The organism is Arthrobacter sp. M2012083, assembly GCF_000281065.1.
Classification (GTDB): Bacteria; Actinomycetota; Actinomycetes; order Actinomycetales; family Micrococcaceae; genus Arthrobacter.
This window is the reverse complement of record NZ_AKKK01000029.1, coordinates 21,455-33,925: the sequence shown is the minus strand read 5'-3', so window position 1 is coordinate 33,925 and position 12,471 is coordinate 21,455. Positions and strand designations below refer to the sequence as shown.

At 62.8% G+C, this 12,471-nt stretch carries 8 protein-coding genes; 3 read left to right on the top strand and 5 right to left on the bottom strand.

The window, feature by feature from the left end; translation table 11 throughout:
* The first annotated feature begins 3 nt into the window (after window positions 1-3).
* From A477_RS0114030 to A477_RS0114020, 3 genes are all read left to right on the top strand, one after another.
* On the top strand, window positions 4-717 hold the full coding sequence (locus tag A477_RS0114030; RefSeq protein WP_017199603.1) for a response regulator: 714 nt from the start codon (window positions 4-6) through the stop codon (window positions 715-717).
* Between the two features lie 88 nt (window positions 718-805).
* Window positions 806-1,600, top strand: coding sequence for an ABC transporter ATP-binding protein (locus A477_RS0114025; RefSeq protein ID WP_017199602.1), 795 nt, complete (start codon window positions 806-808; stop codon window positions 1,598-1,600).
* 27 nt (window positions 1,601-1,627) lie between these two features.
* Entirely contained in the window at window positions 1,628-4,069 is a 2,442-nt protein-coding gene (locus A477_RS0114020; protein ID WP_237715802.1) for an ABC transporter permease, read from the top strand.
* Between the two features lie 112 nt (window positions 4,070-4,181).
* On the opposite strand, the gene metG is transcribed toward A477_RS0114020, so the two are convergent.
* The 5 genes from metG to ilvC all read right to left on the bottom strand — a co-directional run bounded on the left by metG (window position 4,182) and on the right by ilvC (window position 12,459).
* On the bottom strand, window positions 4,182-5,741 hold the full coding sequence (gene metG, locus A477_RS0114015) for a methionine--tRNA ligase (RefSeq protein ID WP_017199600.1): 1,560 nt from the start codon (window positions 5,739-5,741) through the stop codon (window positions 4,182-4,184).
* Window positions 5,742-5,775: 34 nt separating this feature from the next.
* Complete coding sequence (locus tag A477_RS0114010; RefSeq protein WP_017199599.1) at window positions 5,776-6,531, bottom strand: ABC transporter ATP-binding protein; 756 nt, start codon at window positions 6,529-6,531, stop codon at window positions 5,776-5,778.
* A complete protein-coding gene (locus A477_RS0114005; RefSeq protein WP_017199598.1) occupies window positions 6,528-9,338 on the bottom strand; it encodes an FtsX-like permease family protein in 2,811 nt (936 codons plus the stop codon). The genes A477_RS0114010 and A477_RS0114005 overlap by 4 nt, the downstream gene beginning before the upstream one ends.
* Window positions 9,339-9,547: 209 nt before the next feature.
* Entirely contained in the window at window positions 9,548-11,143 is a 1,596-nt protein-coding gene (gene serA / locus A477_RS0114000; protein WP_017199597.1) for a phosphoglycerate dehydrogenase, read from the bottom strand.
* A 290-nt stretch (window positions 11,144-11,433) separates the two neighbouring features.
* Window positions 11,434-12,459: a ketol-acid reductoisomerase gene (gene ilvC, locus A477_RS0113995; protein WP_017199596.1), complete on the bottom strand. Its 1,026-nt coding sequence runs from the start codon at window positions 12,457-12,459 to the stop codon at window positions 11,434-11,436.
* Between the last annotated feature and the right edge of the window lie 12 nt (window positions 12,460-12,471).

Here is a 12,471-nt window from a genome sequence, read left to right as displayed (position 1 = left end):
TCCATGCCTGAAGTTCGCGCACCCATCCGGGTGGCTCTCGTTGACGACCAGCAGTTGGTCCGATCGGGTTTTGGCATGCTCATCAATTCGCAGCCGGACCTTGAAGTAGTTGCTGAGGCCGGCAACGGGATCGAGGCCGTCCAAGCCCTCAGCGCCACCGCTGCCGACGTGGTCCTAATGGATGTCCGCATGCCAGGGATGGACGGAATCGAAGCGACCCGCCGCATCCTGGAACAGGCGGCGGCCCAGCCCGCAGGTTCGCAGCGGGCCGATGTCAAAATCGTGGTCCTCACCACCTTTGACCTTGACGAGTACGCTCTTGCTGCCATCCAGGCCGGCGCCAGTGGATTCCTGCTGAAGGATGCACCGCCGGAGGAATTGCTCGAGGCCATCCGCACTGTTTACCGCGGGGACGCCGTGATTGCACCTTCAACCACGCGGCGCTTGCTTGACCACGTGGCGCCACTCCTGAGGACGCAGACACCGCAGCAGACTGAACATGCTGCCGCCGTCGAGCGCCTCACAGCCCGCGAGCGCGAAGTGTTCCAGCTGATCGCGCAGGGACAATCAAACCCGGAAATCGCGGCGGGGCTGTTTCTCTCCGAGGCCACGGTCAAGACCCACGTGGGGCATATCCTGGCCAAGCTCGGCGCACGGGACCGCGTCCAGGTGGTGGTCATCGCCTATGAGACCGGCGTTGTAGCCCCGGGTACCTAGCAACTCAGACCACGGTATGAGCAAGCCTCCGGGATAATGGGCCCGCGGCCCGATCCGGCTGGGCTGGCCGGAAACATAGCGTGGAACCATGACAACATTCACGCCTCTCCCCCACCCGCCAGGAACCGATCGACCCGCAGGCTCGGAGGATGCCCGGGCTCGTCCCGCCGTGGAGGCTCATGAGCTGACCAAGAGCTACGGCCGTGCCGATACCACCGTCACTGCCTTGAACAAAGTGTCAGTGAGCTTCGATGCCGGTAAATTCACTGCCATCATGGGGCCATCGGGCTCCGGCAAGTCCACATTGATGCACTGCCTTGCCGGCTTGGACACGGCCGATTCCGGACGGATTCTGCTGGGCGGCACCGAATTGACGGGGCTCAATGACCGTCAACTCACCGCTCTGCGCCGGGAGCGCATCGGCTTCGTTTTCCAGGCGTTCAACCTGGTGCCCACATTGACCGCCGAGCAGAACATCACACTTCCGCTCGCTTTGGCAGGAACCACCGCCGACGCCGGGTGGCTGGATACGGTTGTCACGACGTTGGGGCTCAAAGACCGTTTGAAGCACCGGCCCCATGAGCTCTCGGGCGGCCAACAGCAGCGCGTGGCTGTAGCCCGGGCATTGCTGACGCGTCCCGACGTCGTCTTCGGCGACGAACCCACCGGAAACCTGGACTCACGGGCGGGCGGGGAAGTGCTGGCGTTGCTGCGCAGGAGCAGCCAGGAGATGGGACAAACCATGATCATGGTCACCCATGATCCCGTGGCAGCGAGCTACGCGGACCGTGTGGTGCTGATGAGTGATGGAGGCCTGGTGGGTGAGATCCACGATCCCACTGCCGATTCTGTGCTGGCTGCCCTCGGCAAGCTGGGGGCCTAGAGCATGTTGCGTGTTGCCCTTTCCCAATTGACCACCCATTTCCGGCGTTTCGTGGCCATCGGGCTTGCAGTCATGTTGTCTGTCATGTTCCTCTCCGCCACGCTGATGGTAGGCGCGAGCACCAATGCATCACTGGGCGCGAGCATCGGCGAGGCGTACCGCAACGCCGATGTTGTGGCTACGTCCAAGAACGGGGAGCCGTTCACCCAGGCAGCGGTGGACGCAGCGGTTTCCGCGCCCGCAGTGCAGGACAGCTATCCCGAGCGTTCCACCTACGTGACATTCGAGGCTGGTGGCGGTGAACAATACGGCCGGTTGCGCAATGCGGCACCGGCTTCCCTGGAGGGCGCAGTGCTGTCCTCCGGGTCCATGCCATCGGGCGCCTCGGAAGCCGTCATTGACGTCAAGACGGCGGATCATCTGGGCCTCACAATCGGCAGCACTTTGGAGCTGCGGGGTGCAGGACCCGTCAAGACTGCAAAGGTGACCATTACGGGCCTGACCAAGGCCACCAACGATCCTTTCTCGTCGTCGGCTGCCCAGCTGGTGGGTTCTGAGTCAGTGCTGAACGCGGTCCAGGACGCGGGCGCCGGATACTCGGGGCTACAGTTTGCACTCAAGCCCGGGGAAGACGTCACCGCAGCCAAGGACTACATCGCGCACCGCATGGAAGCAGCAGGTGCCGTTGAGCCCGTGCTGGAAACGGCGCAGGAGAAAGTCACCTCTACCGTGGCCATGCTCAGTGCAGGCCAGGACCAGCTGACCGTTGTCCTTCTAGCCTTCGCAGGGGTGGCCATTCTCGTTTCCACGTTGGTGGTGGCCAATACGTTCTCAGTGCTGGTAGCTCAACGGACCAGGGAGTTGGCGTTGCTCCGATGCTTGGGCGCCGGCCGGGCACAGATCCGCGGGTCGGTCATGCTGGAGGCCGTCGTGGTTGGTTTCATCTCTTCAGTGTTGGGGGTCCTCGCTGCCACGGGACTGATGACCGGCTTGATAGCCTGGGCCAAATCCCAGCCCGATCAGGCGTTCGCTACGTTGGCGGTGCCGCCGTCGGCCATCATTGCCGGCTTGGTGGCCGGAACGCTTCTGACCGTAGTTGCCGCGCTGGTGCCCGCGAAGGCGGCCACCGCCGTCGCGCCACTCGCCGCCCTCCGCCCGGCCGACGACGCCTCCGTGAGCAACCGCCGTGGGAAGATTCGCCTTGTCCTGGGCCTGGTGGCCCTGCTGGGCGGAACAGCCCTGCTGGTGTACGGCAGCTTGACTGTGTCCTTGTTGGTGGCGTTGCTCGGTGGAGGTGTCTCGTTTGTGGGCATCCTGCTGTGCTCCACCCTGTTCATTCCCTCAGTGGTGGCGCTGGCCGGCCGCTTGGCCGCACCTGCCGGTGTGCCTGGCAAGCTTGCAGCGGTCAATGCGATGCGAAACCCTGCCCGTACCTCCGCTACGGCCGCCGCGCTGCTGATCGGCGTCACCTTGGTTTCCCTCATGATGACAGGGGCGGCTACCTCCAGGCACGCCTTCAACGACACTTTGGCGGAAAACTACCCGGTGGACCTGTCCGCGCTGACCGCGGTGGACGCCGGCGATCCCGCCCAGGCCGTATCCCGGATCAAAGCGCTCGACGGCGTCAGCGCTGCAGTGCTGCTGCAACCGGTGGGAACGCTGAAGGACGATGCGACGTCCGACGCCGGCATGACCATCTACAGTCTCTCCGCAGCCGACGCCGCATTAGTGGTGCGTGATAACCAGCTGAAGCCGTCCGCGGGCACCGTTTACCTGCCTGAGGACTCCCCCGAAGGCCCGGCAAGCATCACGACGGCGGCCGGCACCGTTTCACTCGATGCGAAAGTCCTGCGTACCCGCCACGTGCCTGCCTTCGTGGAAAGCTCCAGCGTCTCAGCCGGTACGTTGCCGGAAACACCAGGGATGGTGTGGGTGAAACTGGACGATTCCGTATCCGCGGACCGGGTTCAGGCCATCCAGAAGGAGATCGCCGCAGAGTTGGGCGTGCATGAGCGAACTGTCAGCGGTGCCGCGATTGAGCGGGTGACCTTCAACAGCATCATCGATGTCCTGTTGCTGGTAGTCACAGGGCTCCTCGGTGTCGCGGTGGTGATCGCGTTGATCGGTGTGGCCAACACGTTGTCGCTTTCGGTCCTTGAACGGACGCGCGAGAACTCGCTGCTCCGTGCCTTGGGGCTGACCAGGGGCCAACTCCGCGGCATGCTGGCCATCGAGGCCGTGCTCGTCGCGGGTGTGGCGGCGATCATGGGGGCGGGTCTGGGCATCGTCTACGGCTGGCTCGGCGCGCAGGCAAGCCTGGGAGGCGTAGCCACTGTTGTTCCGTCCGTGCCGTGGCTCCAGCTGGCGGTTGTCTTTGGGGTAGCCGTGGTGGCCGGACTCTTGGCTTCGGTGGTTCCCGCCCGGCGCGCGGCTCGCTTGTCACCGGTTGAGGGACTGGCCACAGCCTAGACCCTCTCCCACCTCAACACCCTGTAACAGGAAACGCTCTCTCACCACCCCGGACGGACCGGAAGGAAGTGAGAGAGCGTTTCGTGTTTATGGCTGTTATGTGGGAAAGGGACTACGCCTCGGCGGGTTCTTCGTAGCGCGGGAAGACCGGCGTCGGCGCGGGCAATTCCGTGCCGGCGACAATCGGGGTTGCGACGGCGGCGAACTGACGCGACTCGCCCTCAGGCTGCCCGAGCACCTCAAGGAGCTTCGCGGACGACGACGGCATGACCGGCTGGGCGAGGATCGCCACGATGCGGACAACCTCCAAGGTGACGTACAGGACCGTGTTCATGCGTTCAGGATCGGTTTTGCGAAGCACCCACGGAGCCTGCTCCGCGAAATAGGCGTTGGTGTCGCCGAGGACAGTCCAGATCGCCTCGAGGGCCCTGCTGAATTCCTGTTTGTCGAAGGCGGCACGTGCAGTGCCCAACAGTTCGCCCGCCTGGGCCAGCAAGGCGCTGTCCTCAGCTGTCAGCGCTCCTGGAACAGGAACCTTGCCTTCGCAGTTCTTCGCGACCATGGACAGGGAACGCTGGGCGAGGTTGCCGAAGTTGTTGGCCAGGTCCGAGTTCATGCGGCCCACGATGGCTTCGTGGTTGTAGTTGCCATCCGCCCCGAAAGGAACTTCACGGAGGAAGAAGTAGCGGCACTGGTCCAGGCCGTACTGCGCCACGAAATCCTGCGGTGCCACAACGTTCCCCAACGACTTGGACATCTTCACGCCGTTGTTGGTGAGGAAGCCATGAATCATGACGCGCTTGGGCAGTTCCAGCCCTGCGCTCATGAGGAACGCGGGCCAGTAGATGGCGTGGAAGCGTGAGATGTCCTTGCCGATGACGTGGACGTCGGCAGGCCAGAACTTCTTGAAGGATTCCGACTCGATGTCCGGGTAGCCGACGCCGGTCAGGTAGTTGGTGAGCGCGTCAACCCAGACGTACATGACGTGCTTCTCGTCGCCCGGGACCGGGACGCCCCAGTCAAAGGTCGTGCGGCTAATGGACAGGTCCTCCAGACCACGTCGAACAAAGCTGATGACCTCATTGAAGCGGGACTGCGGCGCGCCGAATTCAGGCTGTTCCTCATACAGGGCAAGGAGTTTGTCCTGGTAGTTGGAAAGCCGGAAGAAGTAGCTTTCCTCGGCTGTCCAAGTGACAAGGGTGTCCGTCTCCTTGGAGTAGCGGAGCCCGTCATCCTTCACAATGGTGTCATCCTCGACGTAGTACGCCTCGTCGCGGACGGAGTACCAGCCCTCGTACTTGGAGAGGTAGATATCACCGTTGGCTTCCATCTTCTTCCAGATGGCCTGGGAAGCCGTGTAGTGGTCCTTATCCGTGGTGCGGATGAAGCGGTCGTGGGAGATCCCCAAGTCCTGGCTCATCTGTTGGAAAGCTGCCGAGTTCCGGTCAGCGAGCTGCTTGGCAGTGATCCCTTCCTTCTCGGCCGACTGCTGCATCTTGAGTCCGTGCTCGTCCGTTCCGGTCATGAAGAACACCTCATGGCCGTCAAGGCGCTTGAATCGCGCCATGGCATCAGTCGCGATGACCTCATAGGCGTGGCCGATGTGCGGCACGCCATTGGGGTAGCTGATTGCGGTGGTGATGTAGAACGGGGATTTCTCTGGAGACGTCACTCTAAGAAGTTACCTTTTTTTGGGATGAAATAGCTTAGTTAAGTTCGGTCAGCGTATCGCTGAGCCGGACCAGCTCATGGTCGTGGGAAGCAACCAGGACGGCAATGCCATCGCTGGTGGTGTCCTTGAGAATGCCGATGATGCGGTTGGCTGCTGCACGGTCGAGGCTGGCCGTGGGCTCGTCCACCACCAGTACCCGGGTGCCCAGAATCAGGGCACGGGCAATGGCGACACGCTGGCGTTCACCACCGGAGAGCTGCGCGGGACGGTGGCGCATGCGGCGTCCGAGGCCCACCAGGTCCAAGAGGTCCTTTGCCATCTCCGTACGCTGTTCCACTTCGCCATCGGGTACGGCCGGGAGCAGGACGTTCTCCAAGGCGCTCATGCCATCGATCAAGGCGCCGCCCTGGTCCACGTAACCAATCAGGGCCCGTCGGCGGTCCGCGATCTCGTCGTCGCCCATGGTGTCCAGCGGCTGGCCTTCCCACAAGACCTTGCCCGACGTCGGAAGCGTCAGTCCTGCACTCACCGTCAGGATGCTGGTCTTACCGGAACCGCTTCGTCCGGCGATGCAGTGCATCTCACCGGCGTGAAGCGTGAGGTTGAAGTCGTCAACGACGTCCACTTCCTCGGCACCGCCCTTGTCGCCGCCGTAGTGAATGGTGACCCGGCTCAGTTCCAAAGGAGTTGCATGGTCCGTTGCCCTCACGATGGTGTTGGCACGGGTCTGCAGCGACTCGTCCGCGGATTCCGGGGTGGCCTTCAGCTCGGGGTTGAGGTTGTCAGTCATTTGACTACTTTCGTTGCAATCGGAATCCAGCAAATTACGGCCAGCAAACCGGCCAGACCGGCCCAAAGAGCCGCGTAGGGAGCCAGGAGCAGTCCCAGCCCCAGGGCACCAAGGACACCCAAGGGAAGTGCCACTGTGCCCACAAGTGCGTTTTCGAAGAAGCGGACTTGGCCAAGCATGTCCGGGTTCCAGCCCATGGCACGCAAAGTACCGAGGTATTCCCGTTTGGCGTGCAGCTCGAAGCGACCGGTGACCAGGGTCAGGAGGAGGCCAACAACCACACCGAACACAGCGAGGATGACGCTCGGCAAGGCGATGCTGGCAGCGGCCAGACCACTCAAAGCGCTGGCGCCTGCTGCTCGGGGAATGTCGATCAGAAGTGCGATCAGAGCACCCACTGCGGCCCCGAACACACCCACAGCCACAGCCAGGGAGATCGAGTTGAAGCGGTTGGTGGTGAGCTGCCTGTTGGCGAACGTCAGGGGCGAGTCAACGGTCACCAGGCGTTCATCGTGCTGCGGTTCCTGATCAATTACCACGCGGTGGCGCAACTGCTGGGCGGCGAGCAATGCAGCAGCGCTGTAGATGACCAGCATCGTGACCGAGACGATCACCGTGGCAATGTTCCAGCTCAGCAGGCTGAGGATGACCCCCGCTGCTGCCAGGGCAGCAGCTCCCACAGCGAATTCTTCCAGGACCCAGGAGCGGATACGTTTCTGGGTCCAGCCCATGGCTCGGAGGATTCCGGCTTCGCTTCGGCGTTGCCGGATGTAGCTGACTGTGGAAGCGCCCGTCAGGAGCGTTGCACCGAGCAGCGTGAGGAAAAGAAGGGTGATGTTGGTTCCGGTGAGGGAGCCCGAGACGGCATCGGCCGCATCCTGGCGCACCCACGACTGCTGGACGGTGCCCAGGGGTGATTCCTTGCCGGCGTCGTCCTTGCTGTAGCCGGGGACAAAGATATTGGCGTCTTCACGGGCGGAACCCGCCACGACGGTAGCCTCAAGGCCGAGCTCGCGGATCTGGGTGGCCAACTTCTCCACCTCGGGCTGTGCCGTCTTCCAGTTTCCGGTTGCTGACGCCTTGACACGGATAGCGTCAATGACGTCCGCATTGCTGTCGTAGCCACGGGCGGCTGCCAAACCGTAGTAGTCGGTGATTGCGCCGGCGGACTGGCTGACCAAACCTGTGGCACTCAGCGATGGCTTCAGTTCCGTGCCCTCAACCTCTTTGCCCTCAGCGTCCTTGGTAAGAGTCATCGGCGTGGGATCGTAGCCGCCCAAGGGCAGCTTGTTGACATCCCCGGCAGCCGACTTCACGGCGGCAGGGTCGAAGGTGCCGTACACCATGGGCAACGGCGTGGCCGGCTTCTTGCCTGTTTCCAGGTCTTCCCGGTAAGAGCGCTCCTCAACCGGTTTACGCTGCGTCTGGTCCACGGGCGCCCCGAAGGAGGACTTCTCCGGCAGACGGTTCACCGTTACCCAGTCCCCCGGTGTGGCGCTCTTATCCGATGCGCCATTGGAGGCTTCGTCGCCGTCCTTGTACTGAGGTGCCGCGGCAAATGCCGTGCTCCATGTGGCCGGGTTGTACAGGCCTTGGCTGAAGGAGGCCGTGCTGCCCAGCAACTTGCTGTGATCGGTTGATCCGGGCCATTCGAGGGCGAACGGGGACTTGGACACGAACGGAAGGTAGTCCTTGTCCAGGGAGCGCGTTACGGTGCCCACCTCATTGACCACCTTGCCGCTTGCGTCAAGTTCCTCGATCTTCACCGAGTACTTCAGGTCAAGGGATGTGCCCGAACGGACAATCAGCGGAATCGCTTGGGAGTCATCGGTCAGCAGGCCCTCGCGCTTGGCCTGCTGGTACTGGGTCATCAACGGCGCCCAGTGCTTGAGCTTGACGCCCAGGAAATCAGGCCCTTCTTCCAATTGGTCCATGCTCAGGCCGGTGGTGAAGAGACTCTCGAAGTGGCGCCCTATGGCGCCCGCGTCACGGGCATCCGCCGGAGGAGCCTTCTCCAAGGGTGCCAGGAAATCTCCCGCCGAGCCCAGCAGCGCCCGCTCAGCGGCAGGGTCGACGGCGACGACGGACTCTGTCACCTCAGGCGCCAGGGGAAGCGCCACGGAGAGATTGAAAAGATTGTGCTCCGAGCCCAGGGCCGGCGCGGGGAATTTAACGCCTGTTTCGCCTTCAGGGCCGGCGATCCGAACGCTGGTGCCGCCCGAAGTCTGTTCCTGGATCAGTCGGCCCTTGCCCAAGGTGCCTTCAGCACTGGTCTTGAAAAGGGTCTTCTCATGAGCTCCGTCCGAGCTCGTGGCCGAGGCGGTCAAGCGGTATTTCTTGGGGGAATCAGGAAGTACGGACTCCGCGGCAGGCCACTTGCTGGAATCCATGGCGGATGGATCCCCGGCAGTCACTGCGCCGGCAAGGCCCGCGTTGTAGCCCAGGTAGTCCATGGCGTTGAGGCGCGGAGCTTCAAGGTTCTGCGATACACGCGAGACCAGGCTGATGGGTGCGGCCACGGCCGTTTGGCCCATGGTCCGGATCTTCTCCAGCTGCTCAAAGCTGATGCCGCCTTGGCCATTGGCGATTTCCGGCTGAATCAATGCACCGCCGTCGCCATTTTGTGATTGGTCAGGCTTTGCCTGGACCAGGATGTCGTAGAGTCCCCGCGAGTTCTCGTCCACTGTCCTGTTCAGAGCCGCCTGCGACTGGCTCTGGACGAGGACGGACAAGCACATGGCGACGATCAAAATGGCCGCGGTCAGCAGCAGCACACGGCTTCTGATGAACCTTTGGACGGCGTTCATTGGGCTCCCTGAGACCTTGATTGCGGGCGCGCACACACGCACCGTGATTCCTCAAAAGACACAGAGGAAGACCGGGCTGTATGTGCAAAAAGTTGTGGCCGGCCTGCTGCCGGGTCCGAATCCCGGACCCAGCCATTGTAAGCAGACCGGCCACTCCTGCGTGCCATGGTGTGTCGCCGGCACGCGAACCTGGCTGATGAAGATCAGCGCTAGTCCTCCAGGTCCACTTCGCGAACCATCTCTGCGCCGATACCGGCCTTGATGGCCTCCAACACCTGCTGGGGAACAGAGCTGTCGATGGTCAGGAGCGCGAGAACCTGGCCGCCTTCGGTCTGGCGGGCAACCTGCATCCCGCCGATGTTGATGTTGTTCATGCCCAGAATGTGTCCGATGGTGCCAATCACGCCCGGACGGTCCGCGTAGGCCACAACAACCAGGTGCTCACTGATGGGAATTTCGACGTCGTATCCGTTGACGCCCACGAGCTTCTCCACCTGCTTGGGACCCGTGAGGGTACCGGCAACGGAGATCTGCGAACCATCACTGAGGGCACCACGGATGGTCAGGACATTGCGGTAGTCCTCGGCGTCGGGAGTGGTGATCAGCCGGGTGTTGATGCCACGCTGTTCCGCGATTACCGGAGCATTCACGTAGGAGACCTGCTCGGTGACCACATCAGCGAAGACACCCTTCAGCGCTGCGAGTTCGAGTACCTTGACGTCCAGCGCAGCGATTTCGCCGGCCACCTCTACGTCGATCTGGGTCAGGGACGCGTGGGTAAGCGCCGTGAAGATCCGGCCCAGCTTTTCGATCAGCGGGATACCTGGGCGAACATCCGGAGCGATGACGCCTCCGGCAACGTTCACGGCATCGGGCACCAGTTCGCCTGCAAGGGCAAGGCGAACCGACTTGGCCACTGACACGCCGGCCTTCTCCTGGGCCTCATCCGTGGAGGCACCCAGGTGCGGGGTCACAACTACGTTGTCGAGCTCGAAGAACGGCAGGTCGGTGCTGGGTTCCTTGACGAAAACGTCCACGCCGGCACCGGCGATCTGGCCTTCCTTCAGAGCGGTGTACAGCGCTTCTTCATCCACCAGGCCACCACGTGCCACGTTGATGACATACGCCGATTCCTTCATCTTGCGGAAGGCGTCAGCACCCAGCATGCCTACCGTCTCCGGCGTCTTGGGCATGTGGATGGTGATGAAGTCGGCGTTTTCCAAAAGTTCATCCAGAGTGACAAGCTTGACGCCCAACTGGGCTGCGCGTGCAGCCGTGATGTAGGGGTCATAGGCGAGGATTTCGGTTTCGAATCCCTGCAGTCGCGCCGCCACCAGCGCGCCGATGCGGCCAAGGCCGATGATTCCGATCTTCTTCTCGAAAAGTTCAATGCCGGTGTACTTTGAGCGCTTCCACTCGCCGTTCTTCAGCGCGGAGCTGGCCTGCGGAATGTGGCGGGCGAGGCTCAGGATGTGGCCCACAGTGAGCTCTGCGGCAGAAACGATGTTGGACGTCGGGGCGTTGACCACCATGACGCCTGCCTGCGTTGCGGACTTGATGTCAACGTTGTCCAGCCCCACGCCGGCGCGGGCGATGACCTTGAGGTTCTTGGCCGCAGCGATGGCTTCGGCATCCACCTGGGTGGCCGAGCGCACCAGGATGGCGTCAACGTCGGCAATGGCGGACAGCAGCTGGGAACGGTCGGCACCGTCGGTCTGTCGGATTTCAAAGTCCGGGCCCAATGCCTCGACTGTGGCGGGCGAAAGTTCCTCGGCGAGGAGGACGACGGGTTTGCTGACTGACACGGGGTGGCACCTTACTTTGGACAACTTTGGACAGAACTGGACAAGGAGCGGATGCGTGGCCCGGGGCACGGCGCCGGGACCAGCCCAGAATATCGAATCCGGGCAGGGTTTCCGTTGCCGGGGAGGCATGTTACGGCCGGGCCGGTAGCTGTTGTGAAGAAGTTCACAGCCCCATGAGGCTGGGCAATTCGCTGGAGAAATGGTGTCGGCGGAGAAACGACGACGCCCGCCCGGCAGTGTTCTCCGGACGGGCGTCGCTGTGCGCCGGCTATTGGGCCGGCACCGAAGGATCAGCGGGCTGCGGAACCTTCAACGTAGTCAGCGTCCTGCTGCTGCCAGGAGAACAGGGAACGCAGTTCGCGGCCGACCTCTTCGATCGGGTGCTGCTCTGCCTTGGCACGCAGTTCCTTGAACTCGGTGCCACCGTTGTCCTGATCGTCGATGAAGCGCTTGGCGAAAGCACCGCTCTGGATGTCGGCGAGGACAGCCTTCATGTTTTCCTTCACCTCGGGGGTGATGACGCGCGGGCCGGAGACGTAGTCGCCGTACTCTGCAGTGTCGGAAACGCTCCAGCGCTGCTTGGCGATGCCGCCTTCCCACATGAGGTCAACGATGAGCTTGAGCTCGTGGAGAACCTCGAAGTAGGCGATCTGCGGCTGGTAGCCGGCTTCGGTCAGGGTTTCGAAGCCGTACTGGACGAGCTGGGAAACGCCGCCGCAGAGAACGGCCTGCTCGCCGAAGAGGTCGGTCTCAGTCTCTTCGGTGAAGGTGGTCTTGATGACGCCCGCGCGGGTTCCGCCGATTGCCTTGGCGTAGGACTTAGCCAGGTCCCAAGCGGAACCGGTTGCGTCCTGCTCAACGGCGATGATGTCCGGGATACCGCGACCGGCTTCGAATTCGCGGCGCACTGTGTGGCCCGGAGCCTTCGGGGCGATCAGGATGACGTCAACGCCTGCCGGAGCTTCGATGTAGCCGAAACGGATGTTGAAGCCGTGGGCGAACGCAAGTGCCTTGCCCTCGGTCAGCTTGTCCTTGATGGAGTCGTTGTAGATGGCGCGCTGGTGCTGGTCCGGCGCCAGGATCATGATGACGTCTGCCCATTCGGCGGCGTCCGCAACGTTCTTGACAGTGAAGCCTGCGTCCTGTGCCTTGGCGGCCGACTTGGAGCCGTCCTTCAGCGCGATGACAACCTCGACGCCGGAATCGCGGAGGTTCAGTGCGTGGGCGTGGCCCTGGGAGCCGTAGCCAACGATGGCTACCTTGCGGCCCTGGATGATCGACAGGTCTGCGTCGTCGTCGTAGAACATTTCAGTCACTTGCGTAACTCC

Bases quoted from the DNA above. Each gene is read 5' to 3' on its own strand.
- A477_RS0114010 (WP_017199599.1), bottom strand. From the start codon at position 6,531: ATGACTGACAACCTCAACCCCGAGCTGAAGGCCACCCCGGAATCCGCG.
- A477_RS0114030 (WP_017199603.1), top strand. From the start codon at position 4: ATGCCTGAAGTTCGCGCACCCATCCGGGTGGCTCTCGTTGACGACCAG.
- A477_RS0114005 (WP_017199598.1), bottom strand. From the start codon at position 9,338: ATGAACGCCGTCCAAAGGTTCATCAGAAGCCGTGTGCTGCTGCTGACC.
- A477_RS0114025 (WP_017199602.1), top strand. From the start codon at position 806: ATGACAACATTCACGCCTCTCCCCCACCCGCCAGGAACCGATCGACCC.